General features: G+C 42.8%; 16 protein-coding genes and 1 pseudogene. 5 read left to right on the forward strand and 12 right to left on the reverse strand.

What is annotated here, in order from left to right; genetic code table 11:
* Positions 1-372: 372 nt before the first annotated feature.
* Entirely contained in the window at positions 373-834 is a 462-nt protein-coding gene (locus EYS00_RS20185; protein ID WP_130639712.1) for an RNA-binding protein, read from the forward strand.
* Positions 835-904: 70 nt separating this feature from the next.
* Here the strand turns inward: EYS00_RS20185 and EYS00_RS20190 are convergent, their stop codons facing one another.
* A complete protein-coding gene (locus EYS00_RS20190; RefSeq protein ID WP_130639713.1) occupies positions 905-2,173 on the reverse strand; it encodes a DUF5610 domain-containing protein in 1,269 nt (422 codons plus the stop codon).
* A gap of 173 nt (positions 2,174-2,346) precedes the next feature.
* Here EYS00_RS20190 and trmA point away from each other — a divergent pair, with 173 nt between their 5' ends.
* A complete protein-coding gene (gene trmA, locus EYS00_RS20195; RefSeq protein ID WP_130639714.1) occupies positions 2,347-3,441 on the forward strand; it encodes a tRNA (uridine(54)-C5)-methyltransferase TrmA in 1,095 nt (364 codons plus the stop codon).
* Positions 3,442-3,447: 6 nt separating this feature from the next.
* Here the strand turns inward: trmA and fabR are convergent, their stop codons facing one another.
* Positions 3,448-4,053, reverse strand: coding sequence for an HTH-type transcriptional repressor FabR (fabR, locus tag EYS00_RS20200; protein WP_130639715.1), 606 nt, complete (start codon positions 4,051-4,053; stop codon positions 3,448-3,450).
* A gap of 273 nt (positions 4,054-4,326) precedes the next feature.
* On the opposite strand from fabR, the gene EYS00_RS20205 reads away from it, so the two are divergent.
* Together EYS00_RS20205 and sthA are read left to right on the forward strand one after the other, a co-directional pair.
* Positions 4,327-5,454, forward strand: a complete 1,128-nt coding sequence (locus tag EYS00_RS20205; protein WP_130639716.1) for a fatty acid desaturase — start codon at positions 4,327-4,329, stop codon at positions 5,452-5,454.
* A gap of 152 nt (positions 5,455-5,606) precedes the next feature.
* On the forward strand, positions 5,607-7,031 hold the full coding sequence (sthA, locus tag EYS00_RS20210) for a Si-specific NAD(P)(+) transhydrogenase (protein WP_130639717.1): 1,425 nt from the start codon (positions 5,607-5,609) through the stop codon (positions 7,029-7,031).
* A 54-nt stretch (positions 7,032-7,085) separates the two neighbouring features.
* Here sthA and EYS00_RS20215 read toward each other — a convergent pair whose 3' ends face one another.
* Entirely contained in the window at positions 7,086-7,391 is a 306-nt protein-coding gene (locus EYS00_RS20215) for a pyridine nucleotide transhydrogenase (protein WP_130639718.1), read from the reverse strand.
* A gap of 136 nt (positions 7,392-7,527) precedes the next feature.
* Positions 7,528-9,753 carry an EAL domain-containing protein gene (locus tag EYS00_RS20220; protein WP_130639719.1) on the reverse strand — a complete coding sequence of 742 codons (2,226 nt, stop codon included), beginning with the start codon at positions 9,751-9,753 and terminating at the stop codon, positions 7,528-7,530.
* A gap of 251 nt (positions 9,754-10,004) precedes the next feature.
* On the opposite strand from EYS00_RS20220, the gene EYS00_RS20225 reads away from it, so the two are divergent.
* Positions 10,005-10,811, forward strand: coding sequence for a TIGR03899 family protein (locus EYS00_RS20225; RefSeq protein ID WP_130639720.1), 807 nt, complete (start codon positions 10,005-10,007; stop codon positions 10,809-10,811).
* Positions 10,812-10,819: 8 nt separating this feature from the next.
* Here the strand turns inward: EYS00_RS20225 and EYS00_RS20230 are convergent, their stop codons facing one another.
* The 8 genes and pseudogenes from EYS00_RS20230 to pspA all read right to left on the reverse strand — a co-directional run bounded on the left by EYS00_RS20230 (position 10,820) and on the right by pspA (position 18,493).
* Positions 10,820-11,566 carry a phosphoadenylyl-sulfate reductase gene (locus tag EYS00_RS20230; protein WP_130639721.1) on the reverse strand — a complete coding sequence of 249 codons (747 nt, stop codon included), beginning with the start codon at positions 11,564-11,566 and terminating at the stop codon, positions 10,820-10,822.
* Positions 11,559-13,276 (reverse strand): annotated as a pseudogene (gene cysI / locus EYS00_RS20235) (assimilatory sulfite reductase (NADPH) hemoprotein subunit). The gene EYS00_RS20230 and the pseudogene cysI overlap by 8 nt, the downstream one beginning before the upstream one ends.
* Complete coding sequence (locus tag EYS00_RS20240; protein ID WP_130639722.1) at positions 13,276-15,093, reverse strand: assimilatory sulfite reductase (NADPH) flavoprotein subunit; 1,818 nt, start codon at positions 15,091-15,093, stop codon at positions 13,276-13,278. Before EYS00_RS20240 ends, cysI begins: the two are co-directional and overlap by 1 nt.
* A gap of 177 nt (positions 15,094-15,270) precedes the next feature.
* The gene (locus EYS00_RS20245) at positions 15,271-16,026 is read right to left on the reverse strand and encodes a TIGR04219 family outer membrane beta-barrel protein (RefSeq protein WP_130639723.1); all 756 of its coding nucleotides are present in this window, start codon (positions 16,024-16,026) and stop codon (positions 15,271-15,273) included.
* A gap of 3 nt (positions 16,027-16,029) precedes the next feature.
* Positions 16,030-17,022, reverse strand: a complete 993-nt coding sequence (locus EYS00_RS20250) for a DUF2333 family protein (protein ID WP_130639724.1) — start codon at positions 17,020-17,022, stop codon at positions 16,030-16,032.
* 203 nt (positions 17,023-17,225) lie between these two features.
* Positions 17,226-17,558 carry a hypothetical protein gene (locus EYS00_RS20255; RefSeq protein WP_130639725.1) on the reverse strand — a complete coding sequence of 111 codons (333 nt, stop codon included), beginning with the start codon at positions 17,556-17,558 and terminating at the stop codon, positions 17,226-17,228.
* Entirely contained in the window at positions 17,558-17,758 is a 201-nt protein-coding gene (locus EYS00_RS20260; RefSeq protein ID WP_130639726.1) for a PspC domain-containing protein, read from the reverse strand. The genes EYS00_RS20255 and EYS00_RS20260 overlap by 1 nt, the downstream gene beginning before the upstream one ends.
* Positions 17,759-17,821: 63 nt before the next feature.
* Positions 17,822-18,493: a phage shock protein PspA gene (pspA, locus tag EYS00_RS20265; protein ID WP_130639727.1), complete on the reverse strand. Its 672-nt coding sequence runs from the start codon at positions 18,491-18,493 to the stop codon at positions 17,822-17,824.
* Positions 18,494-18,757 lie beyond the last annotated feature (264 nt).

The raw sequence follows: 18,757 nt of genomic DNA on the forward strand, positions 1-18,757 counted from the left end.
TCGCTTCGAACTGGTTTAAAGTAACTCGTTGAAGCGAGGTGCGCATTTTACATCGTTAAACTTTGATGTCAACAGTGTTTTTTACTTTTATTTAGTCAAAAAACTGTCATTTTTTGCGCCGCTTTAAGTTGGCCTGTAGCCCCCTCAAAACGTGGGCGCATTGTACGTACTGAGCAGTAAAGATCAACACTTATTTGTATCTTTTTTAGGTTTTATTGGAAAAATGATCTTAAGCGGTTATTTTTGCATCATTTCTGAAGGTTGGTTTCGTCTTTAGACTACTTTTTTCACATTATATTGTTCATTTTGTTACAAATGAGTAAACTATGAACAGCCTTCATTATGATAATAAAACAATAGAAAGGTAGGTATATGAAAGTAGGCTTGATTCAATGCACTATTATTAGTGTAGTCTTTGCAATTGTTGGGTACGTAGTTTCTTCTTCTGCGAGTTTGTTCGCCCAACATATTCCACTCACCGTTGCTTTGTCTCTATTTATTAGCGGTATTGTAACTCCACTCATCGCTTCGCTTCTTAGTAAAACATCTTCTGGTTCAGTTGACGTCGACGAAAGTAATGTAGAAACCCTATACGTTGGAAACCTTCCTTATCGTGCAAATGAAACCGCCGTTAAGGAATATTTTAGCGACTACATTTCTGTTAAGTCTGTTCGGTTGATGAAAGACCGTAAAACCGGCAAACGAAAAGGCTATGGATTTATCGAAGTTTTCACCGACGATGTAGATGGTGTGATTTCGAAAACAAACGATTCTATTTTTCAAGAACGAACGCTTAAAGTCCGCCCAGCAAAAGATAAGGTGGAGGTTGAGTAGTTTCTTGCTCAACACTGAATACGCAAAAGGGCTCTTACAATCTGTTAGAGCCCTTTTTTATTGCAAGCGTTTATGCATTATCTTGTTGGTTTGGCATTCCATCTAAAAGCTTTTGATTAAAAGTATGAAAACGATTAATCGCACTGACCAAATCTGGAACTTGAACGTCTTTCATCTCCGCAAGAAGATCAGCGATCATATTATTGTAGTCTTCACCAGAAGCTAAAACCATTTCCGCTTGATCATATGTCGCTAACATTTTATCCAGATATTGAGAAATTGGGCTTACTACATTCCCGTACTTATTCTGGTCAGCATTGTCGTCATTATAATGCTGGATGTTCTCATAGGTTTTCACAACTTCAGCAGATGTTGCTCTGTTTAACTGTAGCGCATACCCAACTAACTCAGTGTCATCAAACCCTAAGTTCAATGCTTGATCAAATGCCTTATCAAGATCGCCACTAAAAAATGTATCTGCAAGATCTTTGGTGTTACCCACGAGATCGGCAATAGCATCCAACTCACCCTCGTCTAATTCTCCTTGCACCGAGAAACTAATACCACTTCGTTCATACATCTGAAAGTAAGCTGATGACTCTTGTGTTAATGATGACGATGTCTCTCCATCTTGTTCGGATTGATTAATCGACTGAGTAGATTGGGCTCCTATAGAAAGCTGTTGAACGTTCTCGAAGGTAATAGTGACCTCATCACCGTCTTTAGTTCTTACTAGTAGACCACCACTTTTTTCATCTGACGCATTTACTGAAGTTGATACAGACTCACTAACTGCTGAGAGTGGATTGAAAATTCGATTTTCGAGTGAACTTAATCTCTCTTCAATTAAGTCTCGACTACTAGCAATACCTTCGGATATTTCGTCATTCATCATTCCGGCGAGATCTTTCTCTGCCATAGCAATACCACGACTTACACCATCTCTTGCCTGGCTGAATAACGAATTTAGCTTATCATCATCCGCACCGCTGTCTGCTGCCGACTGAATAACACCGCCAACAAATCGCATAACATTTTTTGCTACCTCTTCGAAATCAAATAAGGAAGCATTCTTTTCTTCTAATGTTGCCTTATCTTCGGGTGCACGCTTGCCGTCAACAACGACATTTTGATTCATGTTTGTGCTATATACCTTTAGCCCGATAACGGTTTGAGTACTAGAAACAGTTACCGAAGAACTTTGTTTCTGTGCAAATTCTACAGCTTGCTTTAACCCGTCTTGCTGTAATTGCTTTTTGATCGCCTCGTTGGGATCCTTTGGCGTTGACGCTTCTGCCTTTTGATCACCCATGGAGGCCTTGATTTGGCCTACATTCATAATTAAATCCTCACTATCCTCAACTACGTTATCGGCAATGTCCTCAGATTGTTTAATATTAATACGATTAAAATGTTTTGAATGACGTATTCAGATTGCACATAAAATTTAAGGTACTACAATTCGCAGCCTTGCATTATTTAGAAGTTCCTGTCGGTCTATTGGAGAAAGCTATGTCTGACGCAACACCTATCAGTTATCAAGAACAACTTGATGAAAAAGTCACACGGCTTACCGATTTACTGACTCCTTATTATAGCGCGCCAATAAATGTATTTGCGTCAAAGGCAGAGCACTACAGGATGCGTGCTGAATTCAGGGTATGGCATGACGGAGATGATCTTTATCACATCATGTTTAATCAACGAACCAAGGAGAAGTATCGCGTAGATTCATTCCCACCAGCCAGTGAAACAATCAACAAAGCAATGAGTGAGTTGATGGCAATAGTAAGGGGTAATGAAACTTTGAGGAAAAAGCTATTCCAAGTGGACTATTTGTCAGGCTTATCTGGGGAACTGGTGATTAGCTTACTTTATCACAAGCAACTGGATACCAGTTGGGAACAGGAAGCTCGTCGATTAAAGGAATCATTAAGTTCTCACTTTAGTTCTGTGAATATCATAGGCCGCGCCCGTAAGCAAAAGATTACTTTGGATCATGACTACGTTATTGAGAAACTTCCTATAAACGGTCGAGAGTTTGAGTTCAAACACATCGAAAATAGCTTTACTCAGCCTAACGCTGAGGTTAATTGCAAGATGATCGAGTGGGCACTTTCATGCTCATCTTCTCTTACCGGTGATTTACTAGAAATGTATTGTGGCGCGGGCAATTTCTCTATGCCTTTAGCGTTGCATTTCGATAATGTTATTGGTACGGAGATCGCCAAGCCTTCTGTTGCTGCTGCACAATACAATATAGAAGCAAATAAGTTAGATAATGTGAAGATTGTTAGGCTATCTGCAGAAGAATTCACTGAAGCTATGAAGGGCGAGCGAGAATTCAGCCGTCTTCAAGGGATAGATCTTACTACCTACAATTTCACTACTGTATTGGTGGACCCACCTCGCGCTGGACTTGATGAAGATTCACTTCGAATGATTCAGGCATACGACAATATAATTTATATATCGTGCAACCCAGACACCTTAGTCGAAAACCTCAAACTACTGTGTGAAACCCATGATGTTAAAGAGGGAGCGTTGTTCGATCAATTCCCATTTACCCACCACATAGAGGCTGGTGTACTCCTAACTCGAAAGTGACGCCTTTTAAGACTTATGCTTGAATAGAGCACGAGCGCCTAGTTGCACAAAACGCAATTGGGCTTTGACTTTATCACCAATGTGCTTACGTAGCTTAGGGTCAGACTCCAGCGCCTCAGCACCAGAACTGAACACTAATCTCACCATAGCGTCAGCCTGAAATTCAGCGGACTTGTGGTCGATGTCCTGCTGTTCAAGAATATAGTCGGCTAGCTCATCGATAAAGTGCTGGATCTCACGGTGTACCGCTAAGCGATATGCCGCCGATGTTCCGGTATGCTCACGTAATAACAACCGGAATACATTCTTGTTGCCAGAAATAAACTCCATAAAGGTATCAACGGAAGTATTAATTACTCCACCACCCGATTCAATGCGTCGTCTCGCTTGTCGCATTAATTGACGCAATGCCAACCCAGCTTCATCAACTAGGGTCAGGCCAAGTTCGTCCATATCTTTAAAGTGACGGTAAAAAGAAGTCGGCGCTATACCGGCTTCCCGAGCAACTTCCCTTAGGCTAATAGCCGACAAACTGCGGTTCTCATCCAGTAGAGAAAACGCAGCATGAATAATATTTTGTCGTGTTTTAAGTTTTTGCTCTTGCCTGTTCACAATGCTGCCTAGGTAGTTTTAATGCCAACTTTATTGCCAAAGTACGAGAGTACTTGTAACAGTACAATGGTAACCAAAGGTACGGGTGATAAACAAGATTATTACCTTTCTATACAAGCGCTAAGGTGCAAAACCAAACAGTTTTTCGCCGTTACAGCATAAGAATACTATAATTATAGTTTACAGTTGTGCGGCAAGATTCATTCACTGGCGCTTGCCTGCAAACAAAGAAAACGCTAAATTAGCGCACACTTGTAAGCTGAGTTGTATATTATGAAAAAACCACCGTTAATAATGACCAATGTGCTGGTGTTTATTGTCACTGCCGCCATTGCGTTTATCGGCGTTCCCATTTGGGCAGCTAATTTTGGTATTGATTGGACCGAAGTTGGTGTTGCTATCTTCCTCTTCTATTTTACCGGTATGTCGATTACTGCGGGTTATCACCGTTTGTGGTCTCACAAAACCTATGACGCCAATGTGGTAGTGAGAGTTGTTCTTGCAATCGGCGGAGCAATGGCATTACAAAACAGTATTCTTCATTGGTCTTCAGATCACCGTATTCACCATCGTCACGTAGATGACAACGATAAAGACCCCTACTCTGCTAAGAAAGGTCTGTGGTTCGCACATATTGGTTGGATGCTGAGAGAGTATCAAGCTAAACGTTACAGCGACTACAGCAATTGCAAAGACTTACAAAAAGATAAAGTGGTTATGTGGCAACACAACCATTACTTACGGATAATGCTGGTTGCAAACTTCGGTATTACGGGCTTTTTAGGTTGGTTAAACGGCGATATCCTAGGGATGATTCTCGTCGCCGGTGTATTACGTCTTGTACTTGTTCATCATGTCACCTTCTTTATTAACTCACTTGCGCATTTTTGGGGTAATCAGCCCTATACCGATAACAATACCGCCAGAGACAACGGCATTCTTGCCTTTTTTACTTTTGGTGAGGGTTATCACAACTATCATCATATTTTTGAATACGACTATCGCAACGGTATTCGTTGGTACCAATTTGATCCGACAAAATGGCTTATCGCTGGTCTATCGTTTGTTGGGCTGACTAAAAATTTACGTCGTTGCCCCGAAGAACGTATTGAAAAAGCCCGAGCTGCTATGCAGCTTCAGCGCGCAAGCGAAAAAGCATCGGTGTTACCTAATGCCGACGAACTCATGCAAACTATTCAGTCTGAATACGATCTACTTATTCAGCGCATGTCTGAATATTACGCAGCGCGTAAGCGTCTGATGCGAATGAAGCATTCATCGCTAAAACGTAACCTCGAAAGTTTAGAAGTTATGTATAAATACAAAGAGTTGAAACAATCTCTCGCATTGCAGAAAGAAAAATGGCTACAACTTCAATCGCTCTCTTTCCAAATGGCCTAACAGCCTTCTAATATCAAGCCCCAATGATTTCGCGATCATTGGGGCTTTTTTATGCAGTAAAAAGCTGGCGTTAGGTGCGTAAACTCAGTAACCTAGTTGATAAATAAGCACATGATTACAATGTGTTATGCTATTTAAAAAAGGTGCAACGCATGACGACCAAAAAAGAGCCAAAGACCCCAACTTCCTTCTTATACGACGCCATAGTCATTGGTACTGGACCGGGAGGTGAAGGGGTATCTATGCAGCTCGCGAAAGCGGGTAAAAAAGTTGCGGTTGTTGAGCGCTACGAAGCTGTTGGTGGGGGGTGCACGCACTGGGGAACGATTCCTTCAAAAGCATTACGTCATTCGGTCAGCCGCCTTATCGAGTATAATTCGTCGTCATTGTTTGCCGATAATCACCTCAGCCGAAGTTTAACCTTTGCCGATATCATGCATCATGCGAGTGGTGTGGTAAAAAGTCAGACTCGGCTGCGTTCGTCTTTTTATGATAGAAATCGCGTAACACTGTTTCACGGAGAAGCGAGTTTTGTAGACAAGCATACACTTGCTATCACTCGTGCCGATGGCTCGAAAGATATTGTTACCGCAGCACAAATAGTAATAGCAACGGGATCGCGCCCGTATTGCCCGTCTGACATCGATTTTGACCACCCTCGTATTTATAACTCAGATACAATCCTATCGTTAGACCACGATCCCAAATCGATTATCGTATATGGTGCAGGTGTTATCGGCTCTGAGTATGCCTGTATATTCAGAGGAATGGGTGTGAAAGTAGATCTTGTGAACATGCGGGACCGCTTACTTTCATTTTTGGATGCAGAAATTTCAGACGCACTTAGTTATCACCTTTGGAATAACGGGGTGTTAATTCGACACAATGAGAGCTACACGTCGGTTGAAGGTACAGACGATGCAGTCATTCTGAATCTCGAGTCAGGCAAGCGTATGAAGGCAGACTGCTTGCTATTTGCGAATGGTAGAACTGGTAACACTGATTCTCTGAATCTTGATGCTATTGGCCTCAAAGCTGACAAACGTGGGCAACTCCGAGTCGATAGTAACTATCAAACTGAAATTGAAAATATATATGCCGTGGGTGACGTTATCGGCTATCCAAGTTTAGCATCAGCTGCATATAACCAAGGTCGATTTGCGGCAGAAGCTATGTTGAAAGGGCAGACGCACTCTAGTTTGGTCGAGGATATTCCCACTGGGATTTATACAATCCCAGAAATAAGTTCAGTAGGTAAAACGGAACAAGAGTTAACTGCAGCAAAAATCCCTTATGAAGTAGGTAGAGCGCAGTTCAAACACTTGGCTCGAGCGCAAATTGCCTCAACACAAACAGGTAGTTTAAAAATACTCTTCCATCGCGAAACCAAAGAGATCTTGGGTATTCATTGCTTTGGCGAACGTTCTTCGGAAATTGTCCATATTGGACAGGCCATAATGCAGCAAAAGGACGGTGGTAATACTATCGAATACTTCGTCAACACCACGTTCAATTACCCTACAATGGCAGAAGCCTATCGTGTAGCTGCAATAAATGGGTTGAATAGAATTTTTTAGCGAGAGCTTTTAAGGTGTAAAAAACCGGCGATTGCCGGTTTTTTTGTGTAGAAGTTATTTCAGATTGGCTAAGCGAGCTAACAAAGCTTCGCGATGCGCCACAACGTCAATTTGCATTTTTTCTTGATCAAACGTCATTGTTGCAATAGCGTAGTCTCCAAGACTCTCGTTTGCATCAGAAGTTAGTTCAGTTTGAGCTTCACGGAAACGAATGTTACTGCTGATTTTGTCAGACATACATTGGTTATTCATTTCGAACGTTTTAGCATCCATACAATCGAAAAGCTGGTTTTCACCAGTACCCGCATGCGCAACACTGAAAAAAGAAAGCAAAGCAACTGAAAGTAAAACTTTACGCATGGTTTTTCTCCTGTTTCACAGTTAATTACTGTTACGTGTAACTATAATGTAAAACCGAAGTCAGATCAATCTGAATCATAGTTATGTGACATTAATATTACAGAATGTCACATTAACTGAAATAAATACCGTAGTGCTATTTGCTATTAGCCAAGAACACCATCAGGTCATCAAATGGCATGGGCTTAGCGTAAAGGTAGCCTTGAGCTTCGTCACAACCCAACTTAATCATATAACTCGCTTGTTCACGAGTTTCAACGCCTTCGGCAATAGTGAGTAAGCCGAGCTTGTTACCCAAGGTTACAATAGTTTCTGCTAAAACCGCGCTTTGACCAGGCTCAATATCTTTAACAAAGGAACGGTCGACTTTGAGTCTATCTAGAGGCAACTGCTGCAAATAACTCATAGAGGAAAAACCAGTACCAAAATCATCTATCGCAATAGCAACACCGTGTTGCTTAAGCACTCGTAGCGCATCAATGACAATCTGCGGTTCGTCCATTACCACACTCTCTGTGATTTCTAGCTCTAGCAAGCTAGGATCGCAGTTGTGTGCTCCTAACGCATCCTTGACTTTATTCACAAAAGAACGGTCTCTAAATTGTGGAATAGAGATATTCACTGCCACTCGTAAGTGGCCATAGCCTGCGTCACTTAATGCTTCAATCCTTCGACAAGATTCTTCCAAGACCCAATGGCCTATGTCTACTATAAGACCAGAATATTCGGCTAGGGGTACAAAAACAGCAGGAGAAATATAGCCACCTTGTCCGTCAGGCCAACGAAGTAAACCTTCCATACCCACGACTTTCTCTGTAACTAAGTCAACCTGAGGCTGGAACCAAAGCTCTAGCTTTCTGTCCATGAAATCACTACGGAGACGACGAATCATATCCAAACGCCAAGTGGTTTGGTCTTCGATTTCCTTCGCGTAATACTCAAAGTTATCGCTAATATTCTTTTTCGCTCGGTTTAGCGCGATGTTAGTACGTTTGAGAATTTCAATGCCAATGTTGCGCTTGTCATCCAACCGGCACAATCCAAGGGTTACGTTGATAGGTAAAGAATGGTCTTCAACCTTGAAAGGTGATTGAAATACTGCATTGATTGTATCGGGATTTACCACATCCGATGGACCTATTAGACCAAAGACATCGGCTCCAATGCGCCCCTTCCTAACACTTTCATCAAAGTTGTCTTCAAAACACTCACTGACCGCTTTCAGAAGCTGGTTGCCGACCTCTTGCCCCAACCCATCATTGATATCCGAAAAATGGTTGATATCAATAAGTGCCACAGAGAAGTTTTCACTAGCAAACATGTGCGGCTTATCAAGCATGTTGATAAATTGATTGCGATTGGGTAACCGAGTTAACCAGTCTCGGAAGGCTGCATTTCTCAACTCGTGGAAAAGGTTTACATTCTCATAGCCCACAGAAATACTTGATAAAAATACCTCGAGCAGATTTTTATCAAGTTCGTCAATTTCTTTTATCATGTGAACAAAAACGGCGGCTTCAAAACCAGCTCGATTAATATAGAGCACAGTAGAACCAGACTCGAAAATGTGCTTTTTCAGCCTAAGGCATCGGTTAACCTGCTCAACAATGGTTGTATCTCGTATGCTTTCAATGGGGCTATTTATGAAAGGGGCATAATCACCCGCAGCTCCCAAAACGTATACACCGTTGTCATCTTTATCTATCACCGACCCCGCTCTAGCACAGAGTAAACCCTCTGCGTCCAAGCCAATGAGTGAACTAATTTGAGTAACCACCCCCTCACAAAAGCCTTTGACCGAGTGTTCTTCAAACAAATTAGAGGAAGACGAGATAATTTTTTCCAAACCATGACGGTTTTGATTGATCGTCATGATTTGTTGATAGGAACGAATAGATGAAATAACGCTTGTTAATAACCGTCCACGTGTAAGCTCGGTTTTCGTCTTATAATCATTGATGTCATAAACCTTGATAACTTCTTCTTCTGGCGCGTGACCTGGTTGTCCCGTACGAAGAATGATTCTGGGCTCTGACAACTTCATGGTTTCTCGAATATAGTGCACGACATCAAAGCCCGCATCATCGGTTTCCATCACCACATCTAGCAGTATAATCGCGATTGAACTGCCATATTCGTGAAGAATGTCTTTGGCATCTTTTGCGGAGTAAGCGTGAATAAAATTGAGTTTGCGATTGTTAATCACAAGATCAGAGAGGGCAAGACGTGTGACAGAGTGAATCTCTTCGTCGTCATCAACGATTAAAACGTTCCATTCTTTGTAAACGGTATCGTCTATCTCCGACGTGTCATCTTCCTCTAAAAAGATGAGTTCATCATTATCGTAATCCGTTGCCGACATATTTGCTTTAACCCTCACTACCTTAAAAGCGCCAATTGCTTGAGGAATACCGCACTACTATTAAGAAGAATTGATAAATCTTTGTTGCAGTGCAATAGTGTCGTATCTGTAAACTATATGCTTTTTTTACCAGTGAAAGCGCTTTAAGTCTATATGAAGATTTCTCCAGACCCTCACACCCCGATTATTACTAGCAAAAAAGTAAATCTACTCCTGTAAACCCTACGCCTACTCCCGAACCTCAACCAGAAGTGACCAGTAATGAATCCGCTACCCAACAGAAAATAAGAGGATGGTTCTCTCGCGTTGGTATCTCTTCGTCTCAATTACCCAAAGACGGCAAATCTAATCGAAACGAATTGGAGCGAAGAGAAAAACTACTCGCCATTCAACGGGCGTCGAATTTACAATCAATTCTAAATATAGCATTAAATGTTTCGATATCCGAATCGAGTAATGACAGCTTAGATCCTGACTGGTTTTTTGCCTTTACGTCTATGGCTGAAGAAATTTACAGTCCTGCAATGCAAGAGCTTTGGGGAAAAATCTTTGCAGTAGAGATAAATCGGCCCGGTAGTTTTTCACTGCGAAGTTTGCAAATTCTGAAATCACTCACCCACCGAGACGCAAAGCTATTTTCAAAAGCCGCGTCTATGGCAAGTAAACGAAGCAATGAATTGATCCCACGGATACTCGTAGGTTTTCGGAACCAAAAACGTTGGTATTCGATTTTCACTCAGTCAACCAATGAGCAAATAAACCTTGCAAGTGTGGGTTTGTCTTATCCAGACTTACTCGCATTACAAGATATGAAGTTGCTCTATGTCAGTGAAATAGAAGGCGGAGAGTACGCACAAGGGCAGCAGAGCAAATGGCGATGCGGTAATAGCGCTTATGTATTAACGAGTAAAGTGAGCGGCACTTTACTTACCTACTATAAGTTCTCAGCAGTTGGAGCCGAACTATTTAAGCTGGTTCCAAAGGCCGACAACTCGGCCTATTTGGATACACTTTTTACATCGCTAGAAAAGGCGTTTGTTATCAGCGGACGACAGTGATAGTCAGTTTAAATACCATCACCAAACTCATGAAGACCACACTCGCGTTTCAAACCGAAGAAACGGGTATCTTGCTCGCTCATACCCTCTTGAAGTGATTGAGTAGTGTGCCAATCACCAATAGATACATAACCATCATCCCACAATGGGTGATATGGCAAACCGTGTTCTTTGAGATAGTAATGGAGGTCTTTGTTACTCCAATCAATAATTGGGTAAAATTTAAATTGACCACCTACCTTTTGCAGCACTGGCAACTTACCACGAGTATCAGACTGGCTTCGGCGAAGACCTGCAAACCACGTCCCAACGTTGAGTTCTTTCAATGCGCGCTGCATAGGCTCAACTTTGTTCATTTGGTTATACTGCTCGATACCTTCCAAGCCTTTTTCCCACAGTCTACCAAAACGTGCTTCTTGCCAAGCCGAAGAAAGCTTTGCCTGATAGACATGTAAATTAAGCGACAACCTCTCGGTTAAATCGTCAATAAACGCGTAGGTTTCTGGAAACAGATAACCGGTATCGGTGAGTACTACAGGAATTGAGGGCACTGCTTTGGTTAATAAGTGCAACATTACCGCAGACTGAGCACCAAAACTCGACGATACCATAGGGTTATCAGGTAGGTTTGATAGCGCCCACGCTATACGAGCAGGCGCGTCCATAGCTTCTAACTGAACGTTAATATCCGCAAGTTCATCTTTGCTGATATCTAATGTCAGCCGCTCACTGCGGTTAATGGCTGTATTACTCATAAAAATCTCTAGCAGAGTCTATTACAGGTTTAACTACACCTGCGCGAATAACGAAATCACCAAACGCTTCGCCTTCGGTTCGCTCAGCAGCCCACTGACCAATCAAGGCATCAAGTTCAGCCATGATCTCTTGTTCGCTGATGTTTTCTTTATACATCTTAGGAATACGCGTTCCTTCACGATTCCCGCCAAGATGGAAGTTGTATTTCCCTGGCCCTTTACCGACCAAGCCTACTTCGGCGAGCATGGCTCGGCCACAACCATTTGGGCACCCTGTTACACGGAAGATAATACTGTCGTTGGCCAGGCCATGCTTGTCTAGAATACCTTCAAGCTCTGTTACAGCATCTGGCAGATAACGTTCGGCTTCAGCCATTGCTAGAGGACAGGTAGGTAAGGCTACACATGCCATTGAATCTAAACGTTGATTAGATACGCTAGGCGCAATCAAACCGTGTTCTTTGGCAAGTGCTTCGATTTTTGCCTTATCTTCAGGTGCTACGCCAGCAATAATTAGATTCTGGTTAGCAGTCATTCGGAAGTCTCCTTTGTGGATCTTCGCTATTTCTGCACAACCAGTTTTCAACGTTTTACCGGGATAGTCCAAAATACGACCATTCTCGATAAATACCGTCAGGTGATATTTACCATCGATGCCTTCAACCCAGCCAAAGCGATCACCACGTCCGGTAAATTCGTAAGGACGGCTCTCACCAAATGTTACATTGGCACGCTTTTCCACTTCGGCTTTGAAGTTATCTACACCAACACGCTCTAACGTATACTTAGTTTTTGCATTTTTACGGTTAACTCGGTTACCCCAGTCACGCTGTGTGGTAATAACAGCCTCAGCTAACGCAAGTGTGTCTTGTAATGCAATAAAACCAAAGTCACTGGCTTTGCGCGGATAGGTCGACTTATCACCGTGAGTCATCGCAAGACCACCACCAACAAGCACGTTAAAACCTACCAGTTGACCATTCTCTGCTATGGCAACAAAATTGAGGTCATTGGCGTGCACGTCAACGTCATTTTGCGGTGGAATAACCACCGTAGTTTTAAACTTACGCGGTAAATAGGTATCACCTAAAATCGGTTCTACCGGCGACTCAGTAGTTTCACTTTTTCACCATCTAACCAAATTTCTGCATACGCATTTGTTTTTGGCAGCAAGTGCTCACTTATCTTCTTCGCCCATTCATAGGCTTCTAGATGCAGTGCTGACTCAACAGGGTTAGAAGTACACAAAACGTTTCGGTTTACGTCTCCCGCGGTGGCAATAGAGTCCATTCCCACAGCATTTAGCGTTTGGTGCATGAGCTTAATTTTAGGCTTTAATACACCGTGAAACTGGAACGTTTGACGTGTCGTTAAGCGAATACTTCCATACATGGTTTGCTCATCAGCAAACTTATCAATAGCAAGCCATTGATGAGGAAGAATAACACCGCCCGGTAGACGGGCACGAAGCATGACATTCTGTAAAGGCTCAAGTTTCTGCTTGGCGCGCTCTGCACGGATATCACGATCGTCTTGTTGATACATACCGTGGAAGCGAATCAACTGAAAGTTGTCGGCCGTAAATCCACCAGTAATATCGTCTTTCAGATCTTGTTCAATGGTGCCGCGAAGATTACGACTCTCACGCTTAAGACGCTCGTTGTCGGCAAGTTTACCTTCAACAATAAATTGTGATTGATCGTTACTCATTAGTAGACATCCTTCTGATAACGTTTTGCCTTACGAAGCGCTACTATGTAGGCTCTAGCATCGGCTTCTGACTTGTTACCGTATTTTTGAACAATTGTAATTAGTGCATTTTCAACATCTTTCGCCATATGCGTAGCATCACCACACACATAGAAGTGAGCGCCCTGCTCTAACCACGCAAACACTTCTTCACCGTGTTCGAGTAAACGATGTTGAACATAAATCTTTTCTTCTTGATCTCGAGAAAACGCTAGCGTCAGCTTATCGACTAGTCCGTCCTTCACATAACCTTGCCATTCAACTTGGTACAAGAAGTCTTGCGTAAAATTCGGATTACCAAAGAATAGCCAGTTTTTACCTTCTGCCCCTTGAACATCTCGCTCTTGAATAAACGAGCGGAAAGGCGCAATACCTGTACCAGGCCCCACCATAATGATCGGTGTATTTGGATCTTCTGGAAGGCGGAAGTTGTCGTTGTTTTCAACAAACACTTCTACTTCGCCGTTCTCTTCTAAATATTCACATAAGAATCCTGAAGCACCACCTTGATGACGAGCCCCAAACGCTTCATAGTCCACATGGGCTACGGTTAGGTGAACTTCTTCCTCTACATCTGCTTGGCTAGATGCAATCGAATAAAGTCTTGGCGTTAGAGGACGCAGCGCATCAACCAACTGTTGCGCCGTTAATGTACCAGGATGGTCTTTCACGATATCAATAAGCTGTCTTTCAGACATATAGGTACGAAGTGCTGCTTTGTCTTCAATCAATGCCGCTAGACTCTCAGAACCCGTAGCTTCTTGATAAGCCTTAACGAAGGTTGGGTAACTTAATGTAAGCTCCAATTTACTGGTGAGTGCTGCCGCAAGTGTCAAAGACTCTCCGGCTACAGTCACTTCTGCATTGCCGTCCAACGCCAATACTTCAACAAAACTATTGACGAGTCCCTCGGCGTTTTTGAACCATACGCCAAGGGCATCACCTGGCTTATAGGTGATACCAGAGTCTTCTAAACTAATTTCGATATGGCGAATATCTTTTACTGAATCACGACCAGTAATTTTTTGTGATTCAATCAAAGTTGCCGTGAACGGCGACTTTTTAGTGTACTGCTGTGAGGCTTCAACAACAGGCGCTAGTGCTGCAACTGTGGCACTGACCGTACCTACACTAAAATCTTCTTTCAGCGCTGCAATTACAGAAGCTGTCCAAGCTTGCGCTTGTGCTTCGTAGTCCACGTCACAATCGGCACGCTCTACTAAAGCAGTAGCGCCAGCTTTTGCCAAGCGCTCATCAAAATCTTTACCCGTTTGGCAGAAGAATTCATAGCTGCTGTCGCCTAGACTTAATACCGCATATTTTGTCGACGGCAATTTTGGCGCTTTCTTTCCACCTAAAAATTCGTGAAGTTCAATCGCATCATCTGGAGCGTCACCTTCTCCATGAGTACTAGCGAAAATGACTACGTGAGTCTCAGACTTCAATTGACGGGGTTTGTAATCCGCCATGCTGACAAGCTTACTGCCGTAACCCGCCTCTTTCGCTTGCGCATCAAACTGTTGCGCTAACGCTTTTGCGTTACCGGTTTGCGAGCCATAAAGTACAGTTAGTGTTGGTGCATCAACAGCAGCAGGCGCGGCTGTTTGCACAGCAGGTGCAACTGCGCCCCCTTGTGCTGCGGCTAAGCCCGCTGCATAACCACTTACCCAAGTAAGCTGGTCACGATTTAAGCCCGCAATTGCTTGCGTGATTGCATTCCACTGTTGTTCATTAACTATCGCACCCGGTGCGACATTTTGATTCGATTGTTGTGACATAATTCAAAGAAGCCTTATTTTGATGGCACAAGGCTAACGGCTTTGAACAATAAGAGAAAAGAATAAATGAAACTTTTTATTACGGAAAGTACTTAAAACTTTTGAAAGTAAATGCGACCAGCGTGAAACCGCAAGCCGCACCTACTCTTTAGCGGTAATAGGATGAGACTACTGCGTCTAGAAATGCACCTCTAACCCAGCAAATACACCGTCGAAAGTCAGGTTGGTGTAGATGTCATCAAGATCCTCAATGTCCACAGTAACATTGCGATAACCAAGCTGAAGGGTCATATCAATGGCTAAACTTTCGATGAAAGAGTATGTTGCAGCCACTTGATAATCACTCACTTCGTGATCATCAAACGAGAGGTAACTTCCCTCTGCGTAAACTGCCAAGCCGGTGAATGGAAGCCCTAGCTGTACTTTTGAATACACCATTGGGATAACACCAGAAAAATCAGCACTAGCGCTGGTGGCACTGGCAGAATCCTCCACAAATAAGGTTCCATCGATGTACTTGCCGTTAATCCCCAAATCAAAACTAATGAGATCATTGTCGAAGAGCTCATAGTAAAGAATAAGGTCCGTAGAGGTTAATTCGATATCATTATTCACCGTGCTAGATGCGGTAAACAACTGATCATTAAAAGTGAAGTTGGTTTCGAGTACGGTATCACCCGTCGTGTCCATGGTGGTGTAATTTACTTTTACGTTTGGAACAAAAGGAACCGGATGCTCTAACGCAACATAAATTGCACTGTTCGTTTTATCATCAAAACTGAAATCAGATGTGGTAGACGTATCTGCGAAACCACCTGATACGCCACTATCCCAACCTTGTGCACCAACATACAACCCAGCAATGGTGTCTGCTTGAGCCGCGCCAGAAGCAAGCGAGGCTCCGATAACAACTGCGAGTATGTTTCTTTTCATGAATTATCCTTGATTAAGAAGTTCAGAGAGTTCAATTAATGCGGCATTGGCGCGAGAAATATAATTAGCCATAACAAGTGAGTGATTAGCTAACATACCAAAGCCGCTTCCGTTTAGAATGACAGGGCTATATACCGTCTGCTGTGTCGCTTCTAGTTCACGAATGATTTGCTGTAAGCTAACCTTAGCATTTTTGTTCTCTAATACATCAGCAAATTCTATTTCTACCGCCTTCAAAAAATGAAGTAATGCCCAAGTCGCGCCCCGTGCTTCATAGAAGTTGTCATCCAATTTCCACCAACTCGTCTTTACCACGCTTTGTGGTGCAGATGGCGACGACTGACGAGCCATTGCGTCTCCCGCTAAATCTGTATTGATACGCGCTGACCCAACACTCGCACTTAAACGCTGAGAGTAACTACCTAGGCGTTTTTCTACTTGCTTTAACCAGTCTCTCAGGTTGTCCGCACGAGTATAGAACTGCCCACCGGCTTGTTGGGTATCTGCAAGTTGCTGTCGGTATAATTTTAACAACTCAATACCATCGTCATAGCTTGATTCTGAAGAGGGGAACAACCAGCTTCGGTGGTCCATATTAAATTTGGGATGTGCCTTTGTAAGGTATTCATTCTCAATAGACTGAGATTGGCTTCGACTGAAATCTTTACGCATAGAGAGTGCCAAGTCTCTCACCATCTCTAGCGCTCCGAACTCCCATGCGGGCATATTGTCTAGGAATATGCTTGGAGGAGTGACATCATTTGATAGATAGCCACCTGGTTTGTTTAACAAGGTTTCGGATACGTCTATCATGGTGGTAGTCAAGGTAAAACCAGCGACGGTTGAAGGATCGAAACCTTCAGCTTGCTCTTGCGCTCGCTGCGCCACATTAAAGGTATTTGGTGACAAACTCCAATACCAACCCACTAACCAGAATAAAACAAGCACTACTGCAGTAGCTATCGAAACCCACTTGGCGCTAAATGTAAATTTCATAACGTATTAAACCTTCCTTTTAAAAGCATAAAGCCGGTTTACACCGGCTATGCAATAACTCACTGTATACTACAGCTTTGCTAAATATGTATGACGTTACTGTGTATGTCATCATTTTTGCGCTGCAGAACACAACTTTATTTTACGAAGTGGCGTTATAAATCCCTTTTATAACGCCATACTCGAGAATCTTGGCTTGGTGGTCACAGATGCGCTTGCTGGCGATTTCTCCCACGCAGCGCGTAAATAATCACCGCGAACAAAATGATTGGCCAGAATGCGCTAATACCCACGGCAAATAACGCCACAAATGCGATCCCCACAGTTAGAAGCAATGTACCAATGACGCTAATTGCTACCACAAATCCGACAATCGCAATGACTACACCAACAACAGATAAGGCAGCTAACGATTCCCAAGGCTCCATAAAGTGATCAGACATCACAATGTGCATGCCCAAAAAACTATCTGCGATACTCCCCAAACAGTTTATCAGTATAACTGCTAGTACTAATGCAATAAGAAAGTTTTTCATTAGGGCATCCTCGGTAACAACATAACAGCAGCGAAGTAAGCGATAACAGCGGGCACTGACACAAAGAATAAACCCGCTATAGCCACTGCACGCACCCAAACAGCATCCACATCAAGGTGGCGAGCTAGCCCAGCACAAACACCAGAAATCATGGCATTATCTACGTCTCTATAAAGTCTTTTCTGCGAAGGAATTTTCATGGATGATCTCCTAACAATTTTGATATCTGTACTGCAACTGGTTACTGGGCGAAAGCTGCTACATTAAGCAGCTTTCTTCTTTTTGAGCTCGGCGAGTTCTTGTTCCACCACATCATTACTCTCTAGCTCTGCAAATTGAGCTTCTAACGAGGAAGCCTGAGGCGTTGAGCTAGTAATGTCATACGCGTCAACTTGCGCTTCTAAATCGTCAATACGTTGCTCGTATTGCTCGAATTTGAGCATAGCGTCATCAATTTTTGTACTGTGCTCTGCTTGTTTAACTTTCAATCGTGTTTGCACAGATTGTTTACGGCTTACTAGCGTTTTTTGCTTCTGCTTTGCTTCCGCAAGTTTGTTATTGAGGCGTGCAGAGTCTGCTTGAATTTTATCCATCAGCTCTTCAATCTGTGCTTTTTGTGCTTGCAGACCTTCGGCTTTAGTTACGTATTTTTGCTTTTCGGTCAGTGCTGCTTTTGCCAGTGACTCTTTGTCACGGTCGATGGCCAATTCCGCTTTAGCTTGCCAGTCTGCGATATCTCGCTCACATGAAGCAATTTGACGATCAAGCGTTTTTTGTTGAGCAATATAGCGCGCCGCGTCTGAGCGAACTTCAACAAGCGTTTCTTCCATCTCTTGAATGATTAAGCGAATGATTTTTTCAGGATCTTCAGCTTTGTCCAACATAGCGTTTAGGTTAGCTTGAACAATGTCATTAATGCGTGAAAACATACCCATATCTAATTCTCCGTGTACTTAAAATATTGTGGCTGTATTCAATTGAAATAACTTTCTTACAACCTATGCGATTTACAACTCTACTGTTACAAAGCACGTGCCAAACTTTTAAAATGTTGATAAATAAAGCAATTATTTAAATTCAGTTGATATACAACCCTTCAATGTAGCTCTCTTAAAACACTATTTGGCGATATTGACTACGTATGTGGTTATATTGACCACTCTATAAATATGGTGCGAAAACACGCTATTGATTAGCGG

The organism is Alteromonas sp. KUL49, assembly GCF_006538345.1.
GTDB lineage: Bacteria > Pseudomonadota > Gammaproteobacteria > Enterobacterales > Alteromonadaceae > Alteromonas.